The organism is Afipia sp. GW822-FHT03D08 (genome assembly GCF_058801645.1).
Genome location: NZ_JBXANK010000001.1, coordinates 2,606,845 through 2,628,597 on the forward strand (window position 1 = coordinate 2,606,845; position 21,753 = coordinate 2,628,597).

Genomic DNA, 21,753 nt, shown 5'->3' on the forward strand with positions numbered 1-21,753 from the left:
AAGCGTTGACCGAACCGATGAAACCCCTTGTATGATGACGGCTTGAACGCCCGGTCATACGAGGGTTGGCATGCGCAAGGTTATCGAATTCGACGACGGGACCTACCAGGCTCTCGTGCAACTTGGCCGCGACCGGATGGCGACGCTTCAGGAACTCGCCGATGAATCCTTCGCCGACCTGCTGAAGAAACACGGCGTGCCGAAAGACCTGCGGGAGGCATTGCGCAGAAGCGTCAAGGCTTCCGCGCCCGCCGCGAAGCGCAAGAAGAAAACCGCGCGCCGCAAATGACGCCGGCCCGCGACAAAAATGCAGGCGGCCCGGTGCTCATCACCGGATGCTCGAGCGGTGTCGGCCATGCCGCCGCGAAAATCTTCCGCAAGGCAGGCTATGAGACGTTCGCCACGGCACGGGATATGTCCGCGCTCGATGACCTCCGCGCGCTCGGCTGCCGCACACTGGCGCTCGATGTCACCGATGAGATTGCGCGGCGCACCGCGGTGGAAAGCATCGAGCGCGAATTCGGCGCGGTCGGAATTCTGGTCAACAATGCGGGCTACGGCCAGTATGGTCCGCTGGAAGAGATTTCGCTCGACGCGCTGCGGCTGCAATTCGAAACCAACGTCTTCGGCGGCCTCCGACTGTCGCAACTGGCGCTGCCGGCGATGCGCCGCGCCGGGCATGGCCGGATCGTCAATGTCAGCTCGGTCGCGGGACGCGTCTCCTCGATCGGCGGCGGCGCGTATCATGCCACGAAATTCGCCATCGAAGCGCTGACCGACGCTCTGCGCCCGGAGGTCGAACCGTTCGGCATCGACGTCGTCAATGTGCTGCCGGGTCCCATCGCCACGCGCTTCGCGGCAACGCTGCTGAAACAGATTCCAGATACCGGGCCGGACAGTCCCTATGTCTTTTTCAAGCAGCGGCTCGCGGCCTACATGCGCGATTTCCTCAACCCCGAGAAGCTGGGAGTGATGTCCGCAGAGACTGTCGCGCGCATCGTTTTCAAGGCTGCGACGGCGAAACATCCGCACACGCGCTACAATGTGGGACTCATCGCCCATCTTGGCCCCATCGGCCGCGCTCTGACGCCCGACCGCGTGGTGGATTTCATGACGCGGCGAAAGGTGCCGGTCCAGAAGCCTTAGGACGATCAACCGCCACGGTCGATCCGCTTCAGCAGCACGAGCAGGCACGCCACGACGCCAAGCACAACGGCGAAACACCCAAGCCCGATCAGCACGGCCTTGAAGACAAATTCGTCTCGAAAGATCCAGGCCGCTATCCAGCACAGCACGGTGACCGACGGCGCGAAAATCAGAATCGGCAGCAGCGCCTTTTCCAGATTTTCCCGCGTCCGACCACCCCTGTCCTCTCGTTTACCCGTCATTGCGCCAGATTGCGGGAGCGGCTGCTGCCGGTCAATGATCTGAAGCAAGCCACCGCAGCAAACAAAACCGGAAGCATCCGTAACGATGCCTCCGGTTTTCTGGGATTTTCAGATGTCACGCGCGGGTCAAGCCCGCGCATGATAATCTCGCCATCGAACCAACGGTCACGCCTTCTTCATGCCGGCCTTCACTGCATCTGCCGTGATCGGCAGCGAGCGAACGCGGGCACCGACCGCGTTGTGAATGGCATTGGCCAGAGCCGGCGCCACCACCGTCACCGCAGGTTCGCCGACACCCGTCGCGGGTTCGCCATTGGCAATGACGGCAATCGCCACCTCCGGGATCTGGCTCATCCGCATCGGGGTGTAGGTGTCGAAGTTAGTCTGCTCGATCGCGCCATCCTTCATGGTGGCCTTCTCGAACAGCGCCAGCGACATGCCCCACAGCGCCGCGCCCTCGACCTGGGCGCGGATGCCGTCGGGATTGACCTGGGTGCCGACATCGGTGGCCACGGTGAGTTTCTTCACTTTCACCTCGCCGCTGTCGTTCACCGCGACATGGGCGACACACGCCGTCCAGCTCGCGGTGGCGCGTTCCTGCGACGACACGCAGGCGACCCCCATGCCTTCACCCTTGGGCAGCTTCTTGGTGCCGTAACCGGCGAGACCCATCGCGGCCAGCAGCGTGTTGCGCAGCCGCTGCGCGCCGCCGGCATTGGCGCCGGCGCCATCGAGCATGTCGATGCGGAATTGCGCAGGGTCTTTCCCCGCCGCGACCGCGAGCTCGTCGAGCATGCTCTCCACCGCCCAGAAGGTCCAGCCGGGAGCCACCGAGCGCAACTGGCCCGACGGCGTCGCCGACTGCGCCAGTTCGTTGATGATGGCGCGGACATTGTGGTTGGGCACCGTATAAAAGAAGTCCGCGCCGTTCACCGTGAAGGCATCGAGCGCGCCCTTCTTCTCGACATCCGGCGACAGGAACGCCGGAATGCCCCATCGCTTGGTCGGCCAGGCGCTGACAACGTCATGATTGAACGCCACCAGCTTGCCGCTGTCGTCGAGACCGGCCTTGATCTTCTGGAAGGTCAATGGACGCGAGAAATCCATGGTGGTGTCGTCCTCGCGCGAGTAGATGACCTTCACCGGCTTGCCGACGGCCTTCGCTGCAAGCACCGCCGGAATCAGCATGTCGCCGTCGAGACGCCGGCCGAAGCCGCCGCCCAGCCAGGCCTGATGCATGACGATGAACTTCGGATCGACACCAAGCGCACCGGCCGCGATCGCGCCCGAGCGGGTGGCGAACTGATTGCCGGTGTAGACATGCCAGATATCGCCCTTCAGTTCGGCCGTGGCATTCATCGGCTCCATCGGCGCATGGATGTTGATGTTGGTGGTGTATTCCGCCTCCATCACCTTCGATGCCTTGCCAAGCGCTTCCGCCGTGTCGCCGTTCTTGACAAAAAACAGCCCCGACGCGTTGTCGGCCTGCAAACGCTTGGCTTCCGCCAGCAGGGATTCGCTGGAGACTTTTGCGTTCGGCCCGTTGTCGTAGGTGACCTTGAGCGCGTCCGCTGCCTTCTTGGCGTTGGCATAGGTGTTGGCCACCGCGACGACCCAGCCTGTGGTGGTGCCGGTCTTGTCGTCCAGCGTCACCGCCTTGATGAAGCCCGGCACCTTCTTCGCCGCGCTGTCATCCACCGACCTCACCGTCGCGCCGTAGCGCACCGGCGGCATCACGATCTTGCCGTAGACCATGCCGGGCAGGAACGTATCGATGCCGTACTTCGCGGTGCCATTGGTTTTCGAGGGAATGTCGATCTGCGGGATCGACTGGCCGACCAGCGTGTACTGATCCGGCGTCTTCAGCTTGAGCGCTTTCAGTTCATCCGCCGAGAACTTCCTGGTCGCCTTGCCGCTCTTCACGATCTCCGCGAAGGTCAGCGACTTCTTCGACTTCGGATGCGAGATCGTGGAATCGCGCACCACCAGTTCACCCGCCGGCACGCCCATGATTCCTGCCGCGGCTTCGGTCAACGCAATGCGGCCCGCGGCACCCGCGCGGCTCATGGCGTCGAAGTTCATCATGGTGCTCCACGAGCCGCCGGTGATCTGCGCGCCAAGAACCGGATCGTTGTATTTCGGATCGTTGGAGGCGAGTTGAACCCGCATGTCTTTCCAGCTTGCGCCGAGTTCTTCAGCCACAAGCTGCGCCATGGTGGACGCGATGTGCTGCCCCATGTCGGCCTTGCCGCAGGTCACGGTGACGAGACCGTCCGGCGCGATGGAGTACCACACGCTTGGATCGAATGCGGCGGGCGCTGCCAGCGCGCTCGATCCCGGAACGGATGCGAAGCCGAGCGCCAGACCTGCCGCGGACGTGCCGACAATGAATGAGCGGCGGCTGAGATCGGTCGATGAATTGACCTTGAGGTGCTTGTTCATGTTGCCCTCCGGTCGGCTGGCGCGTTGGACGCGGTGCGCATATCGTTGGCGGCCCGCATGATGGCCTTCTGAATTCGCGAGTAGGTCATGCAGCGGCACAGATTGCCGTCCATGTGCGCGACCACTTCATCCTTGGTGGGATTGGTGTTCTTGGCGAGCAGCGATGCCGCCTGCATGATCTGACCGGACTGGCAGTAGCCGCATTGCGGCACCTGCTCGAGAATCCAGGCCTTCTGCAACGGATGATCGCCCTTGGCGCTCAAGCCTTCGATGGTGGTGATCTTCTTGCCGGCGACCTCGCTGAGCGCGGTCTGGCAGGAGCGCACGGCTTCGCCGTTGACATGAACAGTGCATGCGCCGCAAAGACCCGCGCCGCAGCCGAATTTCGTACCGGTCATCTGGAGTTGTTCGCGGATAACCCAGAGCAGCGGCGTATCGCTCGCCGCGTCGACGGACACATTCCGTCCGTTAATGCTTATCGTCGGCATTTTTGCGTTTCCCCGCCGGTGCACGACATCGCTTACGGCGATGACTCACATCGAGGTCGTCCGCCCGCCACGCACCGGTCAGAAGCGAGCGGGCGAAGCATGATCGGGTTTTCAACCGCTGGCAACGAAATTGGAATCGATCAAAACAAAATGAGGCGCATGGCTGCTTCTTTGTGCAGCGCGACATGCGATTCAAATTTGTAACGTTATGAGGAGCCGGCCGTGCGCTGCGGAATCGTCATCGCAGCGATGCCCACGATGACACAAACAAGACCGATCCAGACCGTTGGCGAAAGCGTTTCGCCCAGAGCCACCACACCAAGCCCGACACCCAGCGGCACACGCAAATAGGCCTGTGCAGTGGTGCCGACCGATCCCAGCGTCTGGATTAGCCGGAAATAGATCACAAAGGCGAGCGCTGTGGAAAATGCCGCGAGCGCAATCAACGCCGCAACAGAGGCTGCCGACGGCGTCAACGTCCATGGCCGGTCGACGATGAGGCTGAGCGGCGTCAGCATGACCGCGCCGCAGATCATCGATCCGGCGGCCGGCACCATTGGATCGAGCCCGTTGAAATTGTGCCCGAACAGCGCGGCGGCACCAAACATGACCGCAGAGAGCACCAGCGCAAGCTGGGCGATGACATCCTGTCCCAACCCGTTCAGCGCATCGACGCCCACCACGAGACAAATTCCGGTGAGACCTGCCGCCACACCGAACGATTGCCGCAGGGTGGGACGCTCGTGACGCACGAATAGCAGCGCCAGCAGGAACGCGAAGATCGGCGCGTTCGAGCCCAGGATGGTCGCGAGGCCTGCGCCAACATGGGTTTCCGCATAGGCGATCAGCGTGAAGGGCACCACGCTGTTGAGGCAGGCCTGAATCATGAACCGCTTCCACACCACCGGATCGCGCGGCAGGGTGATGCCGCGCAGGCGCATGATCGCCAGCAGGATGCCGCCTGCGATGAGCGTGCGCCCGGAAATGAAGGTCAGCGGCGGAATCGTCTCGACGCCGATCTTGACCAGCGTGTAGGCCGCGCCCCACAGCGTCGCCAGCAAAACCAGCAGCACCAGATTGGTCGCGGTGCGCGATCGTGGCGTCTCGATTGCGAGGGTCATGTCGGCCTATAACGTACTTTTCCAAAAGTATCGGTTAGCAATGACTCACCTCTCCCGTGGGGAGAGGTCGGCACGCAAAGCGTGCCGGGTGAGGGCGTAGAATCTGTCGATAGATTGAGATCCCCTCACCCCAACCCTCTCCCCGCCGGGGAGAGGGAGCACTTTTCGTTCGTAGCCAGATACTTGCTCATATCAGACAATCGTTGTTTCGATGCGGATCGAAGTTTATCCGCCGCGCAGCAGATTGGAGTATTGCTCCGGCACCTCGATCGGAAAGCCAAGGATCGCCGCCGACAGCGCCTTGCCGTAGTTGTCGAGGCTGAGGCTGCGCGAGACACCGCCGCCGAGGGCACCCTCCGCGACGAAATTCAGCGCCGCCAGATTGTCCGCCTCATAGCGCGTGACATCGCCCTTGATCGCGCCGCGATAGAACGCCTTGAACTTTGCCGCGGTCAATTGCGCTTTCAGCAGCGGGTAGAATTCGTCGCGATAGGCGATCACCGCGATGTTCGACGTGTTGCCCTTGTCGCCGGACCGCACATGCGCCACGCGCTCAAGTTTGATCAGCATGGGTCAGCTCTCATACCAGGTGATGACCGGGGCGACCTTCTCGCGCGGCACCAGAGTGGACCACACGCCGATGATCTCGCGGGCGCGGTCCTGATGCGGCACCCGCTTGCCGGTCATGCCGACGCCGGACACCGCCATGCCGTCGATCTCGCGGCCGACTTTCAGGGCTTCCTCGCGCGTCTTGCAACGCGCGGCGACACGTACCGCGATTTCATAGGGCTCCGGCGCGTCCTGTGGCGTAGCCTCGCCATGGATAGCGTTGACGCCAAGGAAATCGATCCGCAGATCGTCTGCCTTGAGATCCACGATGCGAAACCGCTCTTCGAGGATTGTCTTCGCCAGTTGCGCACGGCGCAGCGCGCCGGGGCCGGCATAGAAGAACATGTCCTCGCCGATGAAGCCTTCCATGCAGCCCATCGACACTTTGAGTGTCGCTGTCCGCGGCTTGCCGCCGATGTTGCGGACCCGCATACGGTCCGGACCGGCCTGTTCCAGCGCAGCCGTGGTGAAATCGACCACCACGTCCGGCGTGATGTAGTTCGCCGGGTCGTGCACCTCGTAGAGCATCTGCTCTTTCACCGTCATGGCGTTGATCGCGCCGCCGGTGCCCGCAACTTTCGCAATGACGGCGCTGCCGTCGCTCTCAACCTCGGCAATCGGAAAAGCCAGATCCCACGGATTCGGCACATCCTTGAAACCGGGATCGGCGAAATAGCCGCCAGTGACCTGGGCGCCACACTCGAGCAGATGCCCGAGGCCGCTGCCCGCGCCGAGTTTCGCAAAGTCATCCGCGCGCCAGCCGAATTCGTGCATCATCGGCGCGAGAAACAGGGACGGATCGGCGACCCGCCCGGTGATGACAATGTCCGCGCCCTGCCGCAAGGCTTCGGCGATGGGCTCCGCGCCGAGATACGCTTCCGCCGAAATGATCTCCGATGCGATGGAACTGACCGGCGCGCCGTTTTCCAGAATGGTGCCACCAAGCTTTGCGATCCGGTCGGTGATAAGACTGCCGGAAACCGCCGCCACCTTCTTTCCGCGCGCGCCGTGTTCACGCAGCAGTTCGACGATGCGCTGCGCCGCGCCGTCCGGATTGATCCAGCCCTGGTTGCTGATGATCCTGGTGCCGCGCTCGAGACAGCCCGGCAGCACGGCCTTCATGCGGTCGTCGAGATAGGTGTCATATCCGGGGAACGACGGATCCCGCCGCTTGCGCACCTGCGCCGCCGAGACGGTCGCCTCCGCCATGGTCTCGAAACAGAGATAATCGAGATCGCCCTGCTCGGCGTTGAGTTTCGCCGGCTCGATGCGGTCACCCCACCACGCCGATCCTGCCCCTATCCGCAAACCCGACAAAAAGTTGATCCTTCCCCGGAGTTTTCTTGAACCTTCCGGCTTGCCTTGGGCGGCAAACCGAAGAACACTTTGTCCATGAAACTAGTGTTGTTCGCCCCGCTTGTCGCCATCGCTCTTGTGCATACCCCGGTGGATGCGCGCGCGGAGCGGCTGCCGCCTTCTCCCTTCACCACGACGCTGTCCAACCACACGCCGCTGGTGTTCGGCATGAGCGTGGAGGACGCGACCGACGCACTGGGACAACCGCTGAGTTATGTGAGCGGGCGGCCCGGCGACGAGATTTTTCTGGTGATCCGCAATGTCGGCGCGCGATGGTCGTTCCGCGACGACCCGCTTTATCTGCAGTTCCGCGGCGGCCGCCTCACCGGCTGGAAGGCCGACTGGAGCCGCAACTGGATGTGGCGATAAGCCTGCATCCTATTCGCCGTAGCATTCCCGATATCTGATGGAAGGACGTCCGCATGGGACAGACGATCACGTTGACCGCCTCGGATGGATTCAAGCTCGGCGCCTATCGCGCCGATCCGGCTGGCGCACCGAAAGGCGCGATTGTCGTGATCCAGGAAATCTTCGGGGTCAACTCGCACATCCGCAACATCTGCGACCGGCTGGCGAACGAAGGCTACGGCGCCATCGCACCTGCGATCTTCGATCGCATCGAGCCGGACTTTCAGTCGGGATATTCGCCGGATGAAGTCGCGGTGGCGCGGAAATTCGTCGCCAGTCCCGATTGGCCGGCGATGCTGCGCGACACGCAGGCCGCCATCGACGCGGTGAAAGACATCGGCCCGGTCGGCATCATCGGCTTTTGTCTCGGCGGCAGCATCGCCTATGCGGCCGCAACGAAGCTCTCGGGCCTGAGTGCTGCTGTCGGCTATTACGGCGGCGCCGTGGTCCGCTTCGCCGATGACAAACCCACCGTGCTGACACAGTTGCACTTCGGCGAGAAGGACACCGGCATTCCCTTGAGCGATGTCGAGATCATCAAGGCGAAGCGGCCCGAGGTCGAGGTGCTGGTTTATCCCGGCGCGCAGCACGGTTTCGGCTGCGACGAGCGCGCCAGTTACGACAAGCCGAGCTCGGATCTCGCCTGGCAGCGCAGCCTGGCGTTCTTCAGCAAGAACTTGAAATAGAGACGTATCAGAACCAGCGTTCGGCAACCGAGATGGTATCGCCGGGCTTGAGGAAGGTGCCGGGCGGCACCACCGCCTGCGCCGCGCCGCCTTCACCAACGCGGGTCAGCTTGATGGCCTTGCGCTCCGCGCGCGGCGTGAAGCCGCCGGCGATGGCCACCGCGCTCTCGACCGTCATGTTGGGCACGTAGGGATATTGGCCGGGTGCGGTGACTTCACCAAGGATGAAGAACGGCCGATAGCTCTCGACTTCCGCCGCCACATACGGCTCGCGCAGATAGCCACGCTTCAGCCGCGCCGTCACAGCAGCAGCAAGCTCGGCGGGCGTCAGTCCGCGCGCAGATACCGAGCCGATCAGCGGCATGGTAATCGCGCCGCTGGCGCCCACTGCATAGGTGTTGGTGAGACCTTCCTGGCCGTAGACCACGATGCGCAATTTGTCTCCGGCGTCGAGCCGGTAAGGCTCATCGACCGGCGCGTAGCCGGTCGTCACAGACACGGATGTCTGCATGCAGCCCGTCAGCGCGAGCGCACCAATAACGACAGCGATCAGCGATAACCGCGACGCACGCATCAAACGCTCCGGGCCTGCCCTCGTGACGAGAGACAGGCCCGGTTTGCAGCATTTATGGTTAACAAAGGGTAAGCGCGGGGTTAGTTGCGCATGATCTGATCGGAAAACCGGTTGCCACTTTTCCGGATCATGCGTTACGCGCTCACGCCCACTCCGATCGGGCACGACACGCCGGTTCCACCGAGGCCGCAGTACCCGGCAGGATTCTTCGCCAGATATTGCTGATGGTAGTCCTCGGCAAAGTAGAACTCGCCGGCCGGCTTGATCTCGGTGGTGATCGAACCATACCGCTTGGCGTTGAGCGCCTTGTTGTAGGCATCTTTCGAGGCCAGCGCTGCCTTCGTCTGCGCGTCGCTGGTGGTGTAGATCGCGGAGCGGTACTGCGTGCCGATGTCGTTGCCCTGGCGCATGCCCTGGGTCGGATCGTGGCTTTCCCAAAACGTCTTCAGCAATGCGTCGTAAGACACCTTGTTCGGATCGAACACCACCAGCACCGCTTCGGTGTGGCCGGTGCGGCCCGAGCAGGTCTCTTCATAGGTCGGGTTCGGTGTCGACCCGCCGGCATAGCCGACAGCGGTGACATAGACGCCGTCCATTTCCCAGAACTTGCGCTCGGCGCCCCAGAAGCAGCCGAGACCGAAAATCGCAGTCTCGAAGCCGGCGGGATAAGGGCCCTTCAGCGCGTGTCCGTTGACGAAATGGGTCTTGGCCGTCGGCAGCGCGGTCGCGCGGCCCGGCAGGGCATCGGCGGCGCTCGGCAGATCGAGGGGCTTGCGGGAGAAGAACATGGCGTGCTCCTTGCGGGTTCGCGTCTCTATATATGGGCCTGTACGCAGCAATTGTCAGAGCGTTACGCGCCGCCTGCTCATCATATGTCCGGCATCACCCCTTGAAATATGCGCGAACCCATTCCCGAAATTTGCTCGCCAGGCGAATTCGCCTCACTCAGAATGCTGTTCAATTTCGTGAGTAACCGATCAGCGGCTTGGAGGGGCGGAACAGCAGCATCAGGAGAATACCCAGAATCCCGAGGACCGCCCAGGCCGGCTGGTTGAGCAGAAGCTTCATCACGCTGTTCCAGAGCAAGGGCGAAACTCCTTCGACCAGGGTCTGAAACGACTGCTGGCTGGCCTGGTTGATGTCGTTCCAGAGCTCGCCGAGGCGCGTAATCCGCAGGGTCTGGTCGGCAATGGTCCTGGCCCCGTCGTAAACCAGCGACAGGAAGCCGATAACCAGCAGAAACAGCCCAATCAGACGAAAAAACCCACGGATCATCACTCACCCCATTTATTTCAATCACTTCGCCGGTATCGGCAGGGCCTCCCGCCGGACCCGGAAACCCCAAAATGGGCCCGGAAATCGTTGACGGTGCAGGCCAGTATCCCTATAAGAACCCGCAACTGGCGGCGGGCGCAATCCTGCCGCCGATGTTCTTTGAGAGCGTGTTCTTTAAGCAAGCTCTTTGAGAAGAACATTTTCAGGACCACCGATTTTCACCCATCATCGGCCGAACGGTCGATAGCGATCAGCCCGTCGGCTCACAACGACAGCCGCGGTCTGACGGACCGAGAGAAACCGAGAGACCATGGCCAATACCACTTCCGCCAAGAAGGCGACTCGCAAGATTGCCCGCCGCACCCTGATCAACAAATCGCGCCGCACCCAGATGCGCGGTTCGGTTCGGAATGTCGAAGAAGCGATCAAGAAGGGCGACCGCGCCGCCGCTCTCGAAGCGATGAAGAAGGCCGAGCCGGATCTGATGCAGGCCGCGCAGCGCAACATCATTCACAAGAACAACGCGAGCCGTAAGGTATCGCGCCTGACGCATCAGATCGCCAAGCTCGCCAAGTAAGTTCCACGGCGCGTTTGTCCCGAAAAAACTGACCGTCAAAAAGACGATATGCAAAAGCCCGGCGAACGCCGGGCTTTTTCTTTTTGCAGTTGCACGATGAACACAGACGTTCCCCGATGCGCGGCGGCACGCCAACACCGTTCATGACATGCGCACTGACAGCACTTGCGGTGCTTGCGATGTTTCGAAAATGCAAGCGCGATGACGCACCGACTCCAAACCACGAGCAGGGGTTACCCTGCTCTGCCGATCACAAAAAAACACGCGTGACGAAGGCCTTATCGGCATAGTGAGCGACAGCAGTTGGAAAACGCATGGGTCGCCTGATCAATCTTAAATTATTTATGAAGGAAGTTTTGCCGATTGCTCGTTTTGTGACAGTTGTCCGACTTTTCGAATCTCCGCACAGATTCAAAACCTTGCTGTTTTGTCATGAACCACTCGGTGTTTCGCATCTGCGGCAAGTCGCGCTTTGAGCGCGCGATGCGAAATCAATTTCGTTGCGAGCCGCAGCGCCTCGTGTATTTCTTATTACGTCGCGTCGCCCACGGCTCTCTTGATCAGCGCGGTTTGAGACTCTTGGGCGGGCATGCAGTTAAGGTTGGTCTGCAAGTCAGTGGCACTTTCCTAGCGATGGTTGGGCGCGGACTCACGATTTGTGAGAACGGTCCTCTGTGTGAAAATTTCTCCGCCGCGGCGATCGGAACTTTCCGGGCTCCGCGTAACAAAGCGAGAAATCCCGCAGAGGAAAAACCCCACCAGCTTCGAAGGCAGGGGATAGGTTTGGACGGGCGAAACGAAGCGGCGGCTACGGCCTGATCAGTCAACTGATCGGGCGAAAACAAAAGATTAGACCAGATCAAGGCGATAACAACTTGCCATGGTTTTCCCGTGGCAGGAGGGGGAATTTCTATGTCCAGCAGTCAGAGCAGGCACAGCGACTTTACAGCAATCATTTCCAGCAAGTTCATTTCAGCGACCACTCCAGCCGCGCCCTGCGGTCCGCCACCCCATTCCAGTCCGCGCTAACGCGACACACGTCTTCTTCCCAAAGCTGAGCAATGCCCGCGGCGATCGGCGCCGAACGGCGGAGCGTCTGCAAACGACGGAAGAAACGCATGTCAGCGGCAGACATCATCACGGCTCTCGCCGGATCACACCTCAATCAGAAGATCAGAACGCAAATGACAATCTCGGCAGAAACAATTCCGACAGGCATCGAACTGGCAGACATCGAACGCGATCAGTGGGCGCGCTTCAAAGGACGGCTGCGCACGAATGTCGGCGAGGATTTCTACACGAGCTGGTTTGCCCGCATGGACCTCGAGCGCATCCATGACGACTGCGTTCACATGACGGTTCCGACCAAGTTCCTCAAGAGCTGGATTCAGGCTCACTATGCCGACCGGGTCCTCGCCTGCTGGCAGTCTGAAGCACCGAGCGTGAAGCGCATTGAACTGACGGTGCGGACCGCGATGCGTTGTGCCGCGCCCGTGAAGGACGCCAAGGCACCGCTGGGCCAGCCCCGGCCGGAGCTCGGCAATGGCGCAAGCCGCCCGGCGCCGGAACTGCGCAACACGGCGACCGCGCCGGTGTCGGCCAGCCACGATGCGCTCGGCGGTTCACCGCTCGACCCGCGCCTGACATTCGCGACCTTCGTGATGGGCCGCTCCAACACGCTGGCACATGCTGCTGCACGTCAGGTGGCCGAAGGACGCCGCGGCGACAGCGTGATGTTCAACCCGCTCTATATTCATGCCGGCGTCGGCCTCGGCAAAACCCATCTGTTGCAGGCGGTCACCTGGGCCGGGAATTCCAATCCCGAGCGCAAGGTGCTGTATCTGACCGCCGAGAAATTCATGTACGGCTTCGTCGCCGCGCTGAAATCCCAGACAGCGCTCGCCTTCAAGGAAGCGCTGCGCGGCATCGACGTGCTGGTGATCGACGATCTTCAGTTCCTGCAGGGCAAGTCGACGCAGTCGGAATTCTGCCACACGCTGAACGCGTTGATCGACGCCGGGCGTCAGGTGGTGATTGCCGCCGACCGGCCGCCGTCCGATCTGGAAAGCCTCGACGACCGCGTGCGCTCGCGGCTCGCTGGCGGTCTCGTCGTCGAGATGGGTTCGCTTGGCGAAGAACTGCGGCTCGAAATCCTGAAGTCGCGCGTGTCGGCCGCGAAGGCACATCACGCCACCTTCGACGTGCCGATGCCGGTGCTGGAGTATCTCGCGAAAACCATCACCCATAACGGCCGTGATCTTGAGGGCGCGATCAACCGTCTCCTTGCTCACAGCAAGCTCAACGCCACCACCGTGACGCTTGAAATGGCGGAACGCGAAGTCCGCGATCTGGTCCGGCCGATGGAGCCGAAGCGGGTCAAGATCGAGGACATCCAGCGCGTGGTCGCCCGCCAGTACAATGTCAGCCGCTCGGACCTCCTGTCATCGCGCCGCACCGCCAATGTGGTCCGTCCGCGTCAGGTCGCGATGTATCTGGCAAAGACGCTGACCCTGCGCTCCCTGCCCGAGATCGGACGCCGGTTCGGTGGCCGCGATCACACCACGGTCCTGCATGCGGTCCGCAAGATCGAGGCCCTGGTCGCCAAGGATGTCTCCCTCTCCGACGAGGTCGAACTGCTGAAGCGCCAGCTTCAGGAGTGATCCAGCCGGGATGGCTTGGAAAAACCTGAGATAACAAAGGGGGAAAGCCGCCTTCCGGCGGCTCTCGCCCTTGCGCTTCCCGCTCAACCGCGCCACCTTACGGTCCCCCGTGGACCCCGGCGAAACTCCCGTTTTGCCGGTCCGCAGGGTTCAGTCGCCGCGGCGTGCTGTCCAGCCGTCCGGCACCTCCAATAACGATACGGACTTGGGATCGGGCGGAATTGTCATGAAGGTTACCGTCGAGCGGGCGCAACTCCTCAAATCACTGAGCCACGTTCATCGCGTGGTCGAACGCCGCAACACAATTCCGATATTGGGCAATGTGCTGATCCGCGCCGACAAGTCGCGCCTCAGCCTGAAGGCCACCGACCTCGATCTTGAAGTGACCGAGACGCTGGCGGCGGAAACCGGCACCGGCGGATCGACCACCGTTCCCGCCCACATGTTCTACGACATCGTGCGCAAGCTGCCGGACGGCTCGCAGATCGTTCTGGAAGGCGACGGCGATCGCTCCGTGCTGGCGATCCGCGCGGGACGCTCGCGCTTCACGCTGCAGACGCTGCCGGAAAGCGACTTCCCCGATCTCGCCGCCGGGGACATGACCCATTCGTTCACGCTGGCCGCCGCTGACATGAAGCGGCTGATCGACCGCACCCAGTTTGCGATCTCGACCGAAGAAACCCGCTACTATCTCAACGGTATCTATCTGCACGCAGCAGGCACCGCCAAGGCCGCGACGCTGCGTGCGGTCGCGACCGACGGTCATCGCCTCGCACAGGTCGACCTGCCGTTGCCGAAGAGCGCCGACGGTATGCCGGGCGTGATCGTGCCACGCAAGACCGTGGGCGAAGTGCAGCGCCTGATCGAAGACAACGAGGCCGAGCTGAAGATCGAGCTGTCGCAGGGCAAGATTCGCTTCACCATCGGCGATGTTGTGCTGACCTCGAAACTGATCGACGGCACATTCCCCGACTACGGCCGCGTCATTCCGCAGAACAACGACAAGGAACTGATCGTCGACAAGAAGGATTTCGAGGCGGCGGTGGACCGCGTCTCGACGATCTCCTCCGAGCGCGGCCGCGCCGTGAAACTGGCGCTGTCCGCCGGCAAGCTGGTGCTGTCCGTGACCAACCCGGATTCCGGCAGCGCGACGGAAGAGCTGGAGGTCGAATACGCTTCCGACCCGCTCGATATCGGCTTCAATTCGCGCTACCTGCTCGACATCGCGGCGCAGATCGAAGGCGAGGTCGCGGTGCTGCGTCTGGCTGATCCCGGCTCGCCGACCCTGGTGCAGGACAAGGACTCCAAAGGCGCGCTGTACGTCCTGATGCCGATGCGGGTGTAATTTTACTTCCCTCTCCCTTGTGGCGGAGGGTACCCGCGATCCGACAAAATTGAAGATCGTCATTGCCGGGCCTGACCCGGCAATCCATCATCCTCGAATGAGATATTGGGTTTACATCCTTGCCAACAGGCCGGGCGGCACGCTGTATGTGGGCGTCACCAACGATCTGATACGCCGCATCTACGAACATCGTGAAGGACTCGCCGAGAGTTTCAGCAAACGCTACGACGTTAAAACGCTCGTCTATTTCGAGCAGCATGACACTATCGCTGCCGCACTCCAGCGCGAAAAAACATCAAACACTGGTCGCGCGAGTGGAAGATAGATCTAATCGTCGCACAGAATCCTGATTGGAACGATCTTTATAGTGAGATTGTCCGCTGACGCGGACGATGGATTGCCGGGTCAAGCCCGGCAATGACGATCGACATCTGTTGTGACGTTCTCAGGCCTGCTATCTAGCGCACCATGACCGTCTCCCGCATTCTCCGCCTCAGCCTGACGCATTTCCGCAATTACCGTGCGGCGAGTGTGGAGACGCGCGGCGATGTCGTGGTGCTGGTCGGCCCCAATGGTGCGGGCAAGACCAATTGCCTGGAGGCGATCTCGTTTCTGTCGCCCGGACGCGGCCTGCGCCGCGCCACGCTCGATGATGTTGCAGATATCCAGGGCGACGGCTCATGGGCGGTCTCTGCCGAGGTGGAAGGCGAACTCGGCCTTGCGACGCTCGGCACCGGCATCGATGCGCCCCGCGCCGACGGCGCGTCCTCGCCCCGCCGCGTGCGCATCGACCGCGAGCCGGTGACCTCCGCGGCGGCCTTTGGCGATCATCTGCGCATGGTGTGGCTGACGCCCGCGATGGACGGCCTGTTCATGGGCGCGGCCTCCGAACGTCGCCGCTTTTTCGACCGTCTGGTGCTGGCGATCGACTCTGAGCATTCCAGCCGCGTCTCGGCGCTGGATCGCTCCCTGCGCTCAAGAAACCGGCTGCTGGAAGACCGCAATTTCGACGCCCACTGGTGCGATGCCATTGAGCGTGAAACCGCGGAACTCGCGGTCGCGGTCGCCGCCCAGCGCGGCCAGACATTGCAGCGATTGAGTTCGATGCTGGCCGCGCGCGGCAGCAAATCGGTGTTTCCGTCGGCGCTGATTGCACTCGACGGCTGGATGGAGAATGCGCTGCTGAGTGAGACCGCCACCGCCGTCGAGGACCGCTACCGCGACATGCTGCGGGAAAGCCGTGCAAAAGACGCCGCCGCGGGGCGCACGCTGAACGGGCCGCACCTGACAGATCTGCAGGTCATCTACGCGCCCAAGAACATGCCGGCGCGCGATGCCTCCACCGGCGAGCAGAAAGCGCTGCTGATCGGCCTCGTGCTGGCCCACGCCACTCTGGTGGCCGAGATGACCGGCATCACGCCGCTCCTCTTGCTCGATGAAATCGTCGCCCATCTCGATCCCAATCGCCGCGCCGCGCTGTTCGACGAACTCGCCGCCCTCGGCGCACAGGTCTGGATGACCGGCGCTGATCCGGTCGCATTCACGGATATCGGTGCGCGCGCGGATATTTTCGACGTCGAGGCGGGGACGGTGAAACGGCGCGCGCGCGGCTGAATCAGGCCGCGATCTCGCCCCCAAAAGCCCTCTCGCAGGCTGCGCGAATCAAGCTTTTCCACAGCCCCGAAAATGCCTCTTCGGAGCCTTGAAAAACAGCCAAAAAATCCTATCTAATCAACAGCTTGCAGGACGCCACTTTGTCCTAGGAGCTTGTCTGTTTTCATGGCACAAATCGACAATCGAAGGCGCATTTTCCGCGACCCGATTCGATCTCTCTGCCGAACCATTTTCGAAGGCAACTCATGACCGAACCAGCCCGGCAAACCAGCGCCGAACCTGTCTCCAATCCGGGTGCGGAATACGGCGCTGAATCGATCCGCGTGCTGAAGGGTCTCGACGCGGTTCGCAAGCGGCCGGGCATGTATATCGGCGACACCGATGACGGCTCGGGCCTGCATCACATGGTGTACGAAGTCGTCGACAATGCCATCGACGAGGCGCTTGCGGGCCATGCTACCCGCGTCGAAGTGATCCTCAATCCAGACAACTCGGTGACCGTACGCGATGACGGCCGCGGTATCCCGACCGACATCCACAAGGGCGAGGGCATTTCGGCCGCTGAAGTCATCATGACCCAGCTTCATGCCGGCGGAAAATTCGACCAGAATTCCTATAAGGTCTCCGGCGGTCTGCACGGCGTCGGCGTCTCCGTCGTCAACGCGCTGTCGAGCAAGCTGGAATTGCGCGTCTGGCGCGACGGCAAGGAACACTACATCCAGTTCAGGCACGGTGATTCCGTCGCCCCGCTGGAAGTCGTCGGCGATGCCAATGGCAAGCGCGGAACTGAAGTGACATTCCTCGCCTCGACCGAAACCTTCACCAATGTCGAATACGATTTCGCGACGCTGGAGCACCGCCTGCGCGAGCTGGCTTTTCTGAATTCCGGCGTCAACATCACGCTCTCGGACATGCGTCACGCGGTCGAAAAACGCGAGGAACTGTTCTACGAGGGCGGCGTCGAGGAATTCGTCAAATATCTCGACCGCAACAAGAAGCCCGTGGTGCCGACCCCGATCGTGATGCGCGCGGAGCAGAACGGCATCAGTGTCGAAGTCGCGATGTGGTGGAACGACAGCTACCACGAGAACGTGCTGTGCTTCACCAACAACATTCCCCAGCGCGACGGCGGCACCCATCTGGCGGGCTTCCGCGGCGCGCTGACGCGTCAGGTCACCGGCTATGCCGACGCCATGGCGAAGAAGGAAAAGATCGCGCTGACCGGCGACGATTGCCGCGAAGGCCTCACGGCTGTGCTCTCCGTCAAGGTGCCAGATCCGAAGTTCTCGTCGCAGACCAAGGACAAGCTGGTGTCCTCGGAAGTACGCCCCGTGGTCGAAAACGTGCTGAACGCGGCGCTCTCGGCCTGGTTCGAGGAACATCCGTCGGAAGCGAAGACCATTGTCGGCAAGGTGATCGAGGCCGCCTCCGCGCGCGAAGCCGCGCGCAAGGCGCGCGACCTCACCCGCCGCAAGGGCGCGCTCGACATCGCCTCGCTGCCGGGCAAACTGGCCGACTGTCAGGAACGCGATCCGGCGAAATCCGAACTCTTTATCGTCGAGGGTGATTCCGCAGGCGGCTCCGCCAAGCAGGGCCGCAACCGCGAATTCCAGGCGGTTCTTCCATTGCGCGGCAAGATTCTCAATGTCGAACGCGCACGCTTCGACAAGATGCTGTCATCCGAGCAGATCGGCACGCTGATCACGGCGCTCGGCACCGGTATCGGACGCGACGACTTCGATATCTCGAAGCTGCGCTATCACAAGATCATCGTGATGACCGACGCCGACGTCGACGGCGCGCATATCCGTACGCTGCTGCTGACGTTCTTCTTCCGGCAGATGCCGGCGCTGATCGAAGGCGGGTTTCTCTACATCGCCCAGCCGCCGCTGTTCAAGGTGACGCGCGGCAAGTCCGAGCAGTACCTCAAGGACGAACGCGCGATGGAGGATTACCTGATCGAGACCGGTCTTGATGATTGTGTTCTGAAGCTGTCATCGGGCGAGGACCGCAAGGGCCGCGATCTTCAGGCCCTGCTTGAGGACGCACGCGTCATCCGGGGCATCCTGAACAGCTTGCATAGCCGCTACAATCGCACCGTGATTGAGCAGGCCGCGATCGCCGGTGTGCTCAGCCCTCATGTGATCGGCAACATCGAGACCGCCAACCAGGCCGCCGACTACATCGCCAAGCGCCTCGACGCGCTGGCCGACGAGGTCGAACGCGGCTGGGTCGGACGCTTCACCGAAGGCGAAGGTTATTTCTTCGAGCGCACCGTGCGCGGCGTCAAGGATGTCGCCATCATCGACGACGCGCTGCTCGGCTCCGCCGAGGCGCGCAAGCTCGACGAATATGCCGGACGGCTGCAGGAGGCTTATCCGCGCAGCGCCGTGCTCCGCCGCAAGGACACCGAAACGCCGATCCACGGACCGGTCAGCCTGTTCGAGGCCGTCACCGATGCCGGACGCAAGGGCGTGACCTATCAGCGCTACAAAGGCCTCGGCGAAATGAACCCGCAGCAATTGTGGGAGACGACGCTCGACGTCAATGCCCGTTCGCTGCTGCAGGTCAAGGTCAAGGAAGTCGACGCCGCCGACGACATCTTCACCAAGCTGATGGGTGATGTCGTCGAACCGCGCCGCGAGTTCATCCAGGACAACTCGCTCGACGCCAACGTGGACGTTTGATCCTCATTCGATTGACGTCCACGATCGCTTGAGACGTGCACCGCATTGCCACGTTTCATCCACATCCGGGCACGATGATCGGGCTTGATGCGCACATGGACCGTGGTCCATAAGCCGCTTCCCCCTTGCCGCGACTCAATTGCCGCGGCGATCTCTCCTGGTTGAAGGATCCGGCGTGGCCAAGACAATTTCCCAACAGATTGCAGACGAACTCGGCGTTCGCGAAGCGCAGGTCGAAGCCACCATCAAGCTGCTCGACGAAGGCTCGACCGTGCCTTTCATCGCGCGCTACCGCAAGGAAGTGACGGGCGCGCTCGACGATGCGCAATTGCGCACGCTGGACGAACGCCTGACCTATCTGCGGGAGATGGAGGCGCGGCGCACCACGATCCTCAATTCGATCCGCGAGCAAGGCAAGCTCGACGCCGCTCTCGAAGCGGCCATCATGGCGGCAGACAGCAAGGGCCGCCTTGAGGACATCTACCTGCCATTCAAGCCCAAGCGCCGGACCAAGGCGGAAATCGCCAAGGAAGCGGGCCTCGAGCCGCTGGCGGACCTGTTGCTGACCCAGCCCGCAAACGAGCCGCATGCCGCCGCCGCGCCCTTCGTCGATCCCGACAAGCAGGTGGCTGATGCCGCCGCCGCGCTTGAGGGCGCACGCGCGATCCTCGTCGAACGTTTCGCGGAAGACGCCGACCTGATCGGCGCGCTGCGCGAAGAGGCGTGGTCGAACGGCGTGCTGACATCGAAGCTGCGCGAGGGGAAGCAGGAAGCCGGCGCCAAGTTCAGCGACTATTTCGATTTCAGCGAGCCGTTGCACAAGCTGCCGTCGCACCGCATTCTCGCCGCGTTCCGCGGCGAGAAGGAAGAAATCCTCGACCTGCAGATTCTTCCCGAGCCGCCGGCGGCGACGCCTGCTGCTGTGAGTTCGTACGAACTGCGCATCCGGCAGCGCTTCTCGATCTCCGATCAGGGACGCCCCGGCGACAAGTGGCTGACCGAGACCGTGCGCTGGGCGTGGCGAACGAAGATTCTCATTCACATCTCCATCGATCTGCGCATGCGGCTGTGGACCGCAGCCGAGGAAGAGGCCGTTCGCGTCTTTGCCGCGAACCTGCGCGATCTGCTTCTTGCCGCGCCTGCGGGAGCGCGTGTCACCATGGGCCTCGATCCGGGATACCGCACCGGCGTGAAGGTCGCTGTGGTCGATGCCACCGGCAAGGTCGTGGCGACCACCGCGATCTTTCCGCACGAGCCGCAGCGCCGCTGGGACGAATCGCTCGCGATCCTCGGAAAGCTCGCGCGCGAGCATCGCGTGGAACTGATCGCGATCGGCAACGGCACGGCATCACGCGAAACCGACAAGCTCGCCGGCGACCTGGTGAAGCTGCTGCCGGAACTGAAGATGACGCGCATCGTGGTGTCGGAAGCCGGCGCATCGGTTTACTCGGCGTCCGCTTATGCCTCCGAGGAACTGCCCGGTCTCGACGTGACGCTGCGCGGCGCGGTGTCCATCGCACGCCGGTTGCAGGATCCGCTGGCCGAACTGGTCAAGATCGATCCGAAATCCATCGGCGTTGGTCAATACCAGCACGATCTCGGCGAGGCAAAACTCTCGCGCTCACTCGATGCCGTGGTGGAAGACTGCGTGAACGCGGTCGGCGTCGACGCCAATACCGCCTCTGCGCCGCTGCTCGCGCGCGTGTCCGGCATCGGCACGGGCCTCGCGCAGAGCATCGTCCAGCACCGCGACGCCAATGGCCCCTTCCGTTCGCGCAAGGCGCTGAAAGAAGTGCCGCGTCTCGGGCCCAAGGCGTTCGAGCAGTGCGCCGGCTTCCTGCGCATCACGGGTGGCGACGATCCGCTCGATGCCTCCGGCGTGCATCCGGAATCCTACCCCGTCGTGCGCCGCATCCTCACCGCCACCAAGAGTGACATCCGGGCGCTGATCGGCAACGCCGAAATCCTGCGGCAGGTGAAGCCGCAAAGCTTTGTCGACGAGACCTTCGGTCTTCCGACCGTCACCGACATCCTCCGGGAGCTTGAGAAGCCGGGACGCGATCCGCGGCCCGCGTTCAAGGCAGCCGTGTTCATGGACGGCGTCGAAAAGGTCAGCGATCTCAAGCCCGGCATGGTGCTGGAAGGCGCGGTGACCAATGTCGCGGCGTTCGGCGCATTCGTCGATGTCGGCGTGCATCAGGACGGCCTTGTCCATATTTCCGCGATGTCGCGCACCTTCATCAAGGACCCGCGCGATGTGGTGAAGCCGGGTGACATCGTGCGCGTCAAGGTTCTGGACGTCGACGTTCCGCGCAAGCGCATCGCGCTGACGCTGCGTCTCGATGACGAGATCGGACCGGCCTCCGATCGCACCGCGCGCAGCGCCCCGCGCCAGCAGGAGCGTCCCCTGTCAAAGTCCCAGCAGCGGGCCGCATCGCAACCGGCCCCTTCGGGCGGCGGCGCACTCGCGGAAGCCCTCAAGCGCGCAGCGGAGCGGCAGAACGGCAGAAAATAGCGGCGGCC

General features: G+C 62.5%; 20 protein-coding genes and 1 pseudogene. 12 read left to right on the forward strand and 9 right to left on the reverse strand.

Annotated elements, in window-relative coordinates; translation table 11 throughout:
• The first annotated feature begins 70 nt into the window (after positions 1-70).
• Complete coding sequence (locus tag AC1RM7_RS12900) at positions 71-289, forward strand: hypothetical protein (protein ID WP_006023581.1); 219 nt, start codon at positions 71-73, stop codon at positions 287-289.
• Positions 286-1,146, forward strand: coding sequence for an SDR family NAD(P)-dependent oxidoreductase (locus AC1RM7_RS12905; protein WP_024921231.1), 861 nt, complete (start codon positions 286-288; stop codon positions 1,144-1,146). The genes AC1RM7_RS12900 and AC1RM7_RS12905 overlap by 4 nt, the downstream gene beginning before the upstream one ends.
• A 5-nt stretch (positions 1,147-1,151) precedes the next feature.
• Here AC1RM7_RS12905 and AC1RM7_RS12910 read toward each other — a convergent pair whose 3' ends face one another.
• The 6 genes from AC1RM7_RS12910 to AC1RM7_RS12935 all read right to left on the reverse strand — a co-directional run bounded on the left by AC1RM7_RS12910 (position 1,152) and on the right by AC1RM7_RS12935 (position 7,365).
• Positions 1,152-1,388, reverse strand: coding sequence for a hypothetical protein (locus tag AC1RM7_RS12910; protein WP_024921230.1), 237 nt, complete (start codon positions 1,386-1,388; stop codon positions 1,152-1,154).
• 165 nt (positions 1,389-1,553) lie between these two features.
• Positions 1,554-3,830 carry a xanthine dehydrogenase family protein molybdopterin-binding subunit gene (locus AC1RM7_RS12915; protein WP_024921229.1) on the reverse strand — a complete coding sequence of 759 codons (2,277 nt, stop codon included), beginning with the start codon at positions 3,828-3,830 and terminating at the stop codon, positions 1,554-1,556.
• Positions 3,827-4,318, reverse strand: a complete 492-nt coding sequence (locus tag AC1RM7_RS12920; RefSeq protein ID WP_024921228.1) for a (2Fe-2S)-binding protein — start codon at positions 4,316-4,318, stop codon at positions 3,827-3,829. Before AC1RM7_RS12920 ends, AC1RM7_RS12915 begins: the two co-directional genes overlap by 4 nt.
• Before the next feature lie 206 nt (positions 4,319-4,524).
• A complete protein-coding gene (locus AC1RM7_RS12925) occupies positions 4,525-5,439 on the reverse strand; it encodes a DMT family transporter (protein ID WP_492837663.1) in 915 nt (304 codons plus the stop codon).
• 225 nt (positions 5,440-5,664) lie between these two features.
• Positions 5,665-6,009, reverse strand: coding sequence for an AtuA-related protein (locus AC1RM7_RS12930; RefSeq protein ID WP_024921226.1), 345 nt, complete (start codon positions 6,007-6,009; stop codon positions 5,665-5,667).
• A 3-nt stretch (positions 6,010-6,012) separates the two neighbouring features.
• Complete coding sequence (locus AC1RM7_RS12935; RefSeq protein ID WP_024921225.1) at positions 6,013-7,365, reverse strand: acyclic terpene utilization AtuA family protein; 1,353 nt, start codon at positions 7,363-7,365, stop codon at positions 6,013-6,015.
• A 75-nt stretch (positions 7,366-7,440) separates the two neighbouring features.
• Between AC1RM7_RS12935 and AC1RM7_RS12940 the strand changes: the two genes are divergently transcribed.
• Both AC1RM7_RS12940 and AC1RM7_RS12945 read left to right on the forward strand, forming a co-directional pair.
• The gene (locus AC1RM7_RS12940; protein ID WP_006023573.1) at positions 7,441-7,773 is read left to right on the forward strand and encodes a hypothetical protein; all 333 of its coding nucleotides are present in this window, start codon (positions 7,441-7,443) and stop codon (positions 7,771-7,773) included.
• Between the two features lie 53 nt (positions 7,774-7,826).
• Positions 7,827-8,498, forward strand: a complete 672-nt coding sequence (locus AC1RM7_RS12945) for a dienelactone hydrolase family protein (protein ID WP_024921224.1) — start codon at positions 7,827-7,829, stop codon at positions 8,496-8,498.
• A 7-nt stretch (positions 8,499-8,505) separates the two neighbouring features.
• Here AC1RM7_RS12945 and AC1RM7_RS12950 read toward each other — a convergent pair whose 3' ends face one another.
• The 3 genes from AC1RM7_RS12950 to AC1RM7_RS12960 form a co-directional block, all read right to left on the reverse strand.
• A complete protein-coding gene (locus AC1RM7_RS12950) occupies positions 8,506-9,072 on the reverse strand; it encodes a polysaccharide biosynthesis/export family protein (RefSeq protein WP_024921223.1) in 567 nt (188 codons plus the stop codon).
• Positions 9,073-9,206: 134 nt separating this feature from the next.
• The gene (gene msrA, locus AC1RM7_RS12955; RefSeq protein ID WP_024921222.1) at positions 9,207-9,860 is read right to left on the reverse strand and encodes a peptide-methionine (S)-S-oxide reductase MsrA; all 654 of its coding nucleotides are present in this window, start codon (positions 9,858-9,860) and stop codon (positions 9,207-9,209) included.
• Between the two features lie 169 nt (positions 9,861-10,029).
• Positions 10,030-10,347: a hypothetical protein gene (locus AC1RM7_RS12960; RefSeq protein ID WP_006023569.1), complete on the reverse strand. Its 318-nt coding sequence runs from the start codon at positions 10,345-10,347 to the stop codon at positions 10,030-10,032.
• A 310-nt stretch (positions 10,348-10,657) separates the two neighbouring features.
• On the opposite strand from AC1RM7_RS12960, the gene rpsT reads away from it, so the two are divergent.
• The 8 genes and pseudogenes from rpsT to AC1RM7_RS13000 all read left to right on the forward strand — a co-directional run bounded on the left by rpsT (position 10,658) and on the right by AC1RM7_RS13000 (position 21,745).
• Complete coding sequence (gene rpsT / locus AC1RM7_RS12965; RefSeq protein ID WP_006023567.1) at positions 10,658-10,924, forward strand: 30S ribosomal protein S20; 267 nt, start codon at positions 10,658-10,660, stop codon at positions 10,922-10,924.
• Positions 10,925-11,238: 314 nt separating this feature from the next.
• Entirely contained in the window at positions 11,239-11,400 is a 162-nt protein-coding gene (locus AC1RM7_RS12970) for a hypothetical protein (RefSeq protein WP_157224015.1), read from the forward strand.
• Positions 11,401-12,147: 747 nt separating this feature from the next.
• Positions 12,148-13,584, forward strand: a complete 1,437-nt coding sequence (gene dnaA / locus AC1RM7_RS12975; RefSeq protein ID WP_024921221.1) for a chromosomal replication initiator protein DnaA — start codon at positions 12,148-12,150, stop codon at positions 13,582-13,584.
• Between the two features lie 226 nt (positions 13,585-13,810).
• Positions 13,811-14,929: a DNA polymerase III subunit beta gene (dnaN, locus tag AC1RM7_RS12980; protein ID WP_024921220.1), complete on the forward strand. Its 1,119-nt coding sequence runs from the start codon at positions 13,811-13,813 to the stop codon at positions 14,927-14,929.
• 97 nt (positions 14,930-15,026) lie between these two features.
• Positions 15,027-15,313: pseudogene (locus AC1RM7_RS12985) on the forward strand (GIY-YIG nuclease family protein).
• 84 nt (positions 15,314-15,397) lie between these two features.
• Entirely contained in the window at positions 15,398-16,543 is a 1,146-nt protein-coding gene (gene recF, locus AC1RM7_RS12990) for a DNA replication/repair protein RecF (RefSeq protein WP_006023564.1), read from the forward strand.
• Between the two features lie 245 nt (positions 16,544-16,788).
• On the forward strand, positions 16,789-19,230 hold the full coding sequence (gyrB, locus tag AC1RM7_RS12995; RefSeq protein ID WP_024921219.1) for a DNA topoisomerase (ATP-hydrolyzing) subunit B: 2,442 nt from the start codon (positions 16,789-16,791) through the stop codon (positions 19,228-19,230).
• Between the two features lie 175 nt (positions 19,231-19,405).
• Positions 19,406-21,745, forward strand: a complete 2,340-nt coding sequence (locus AC1RM7_RS13000) for a Tex family protein (protein WP_024921218.1) — start codon at positions 19,406-19,408, stop codon at positions 21,743-21,745.
• Positions 21,746-21,753 lie beyond the last annotated feature (8 nt).

What these genes read in the sequence shown, in the direction of transcription:
- AC1RM7_RS12900 (WP_006023581.1), top strand. Translation starts at nt 71, where the DNA reads ATGCGCAAGGTTATCGAATTCGACGACGGGACCTACCAGGCTCTCGTG.
- AC1RM7_RS12905 (WP_024921231.1), top strand. Translation starts at nt 286, where the DNA reads ATGACGCCGGCCCGCGACAAAAATGCAGGCGGCCCGGTGCTCATCACC.
- AC1RM7_RS12910 (WP_024921230.1), bottom strand. Translation starts at nt 1,388, where the DNA reads ATGACGGGTAAACGAGAGGACAGGGGTGGTCGGACGCGGGAAAATCTG.
- AC1RM7_RS12915 (WP_024921229.1), bottom strand. Translation starts at nt 3,830, where the DNA reads ATGAACAAGCACCTCAAGGTCAATTCATCGACCGATCTCAGCCGCCGC.
- AC1RM7_RS12920 (WP_024921228.1), bottom strand. Translation starts at nt 4,318, where the DNA reads ATGCCGACGATAAGCATTAACGGACGGAATGTGTCCGTCGACGCGGCG.
- AC1RM7_RS12925 (WP_492837663.1), bottom strand. Translation starts at nt 5,439, where the DNA reads ATGACCCTCGCAATCGAGACGCCACGATCGCGCACCGCGACCAATCTG.
- AC1RM7_RS12930 (WP_024921226.1), bottom strand. Translation starts at nt 6,009, where the DNA reads ATGCTGATCAAACTTGAGCGCGTGGCGCATGTGCGGTCCGGCGACAAG.
- AC1RM7_RS12940 (WP_006023573.1), top strand. Translation starts at nt 7,441, where the DNA reads ATGAAACTAGTGTTGTTCGCCCCGCTTGTCGCCATCGCTCTTGTGCAT.
- AC1RM7_RS12945 (WP_024921224.1), top strand. Translation starts at nt 7,827, where the DNA reads ATGGGACAGACGATCACGTTGACCGCCTCGGATGGATTCAAGCTCGGC.
- AC1RM7_RS12950 (WP_024921223.1), bottom strand. Translation starts at nt 9,072, where the DNA reads ATGCGTGCGTCGCGGTTATCGCTGATCGCTGTCGTTATTGGTGCGCTC.
- msrA (WP_024921222.1), bottom strand. Translation starts at nt 9,860, where the DNA reads ATGTTCTTCTCCCGCAAGCCCCTCGATCTGCCGAGCGCCGCCGATGCC.
- AC1RM7_RS12960 (WP_006023569.1), bottom strand. Translation starts at nt 10,347, where the DNA reads ATGATCCGTGGGTTTTTTCGTCTGATTGGGCTGTTTCTGCTGGTTATC.
- rpsT (WP_006023567.1), top strand. Translation starts at nt 10,658, where the DNA reads ATGGCCAATACCACTTCCGCCAAGAAGGCGACTCGCAAGATTGCCCGC.
- AC1RM7_RS12970 (WP_157224015.1), top strand. Translation starts at nt 11,239, where the DNA reads ATGGGTCGCCTGATCAATCTTAAATTATTTATGAAGGAAGTTTTGCCG.
- dnaN (WP_024921220.1), top strand. Translation starts at nt 13,811, where the DNA reads ATGAAGGTTACCGTCGAGCGGGCGCAACTCCTCAAATCACTGAGCCAC.
- recF (WP_006023564.1), top strand. Translation starts at nt 15,398, where the DNA reads ATGACCGTCTCCCGCATTCTCCGCCTCAGCCTGACGCATTTCCGCAAT.
- gyrB (WP_024921219.1), top strand. Translation starts at nt 16,789, where the DNA reads ATGACCGAACCAGCCCGGCAAACCAGCGCCGAACCTGTCTCCAATCCG.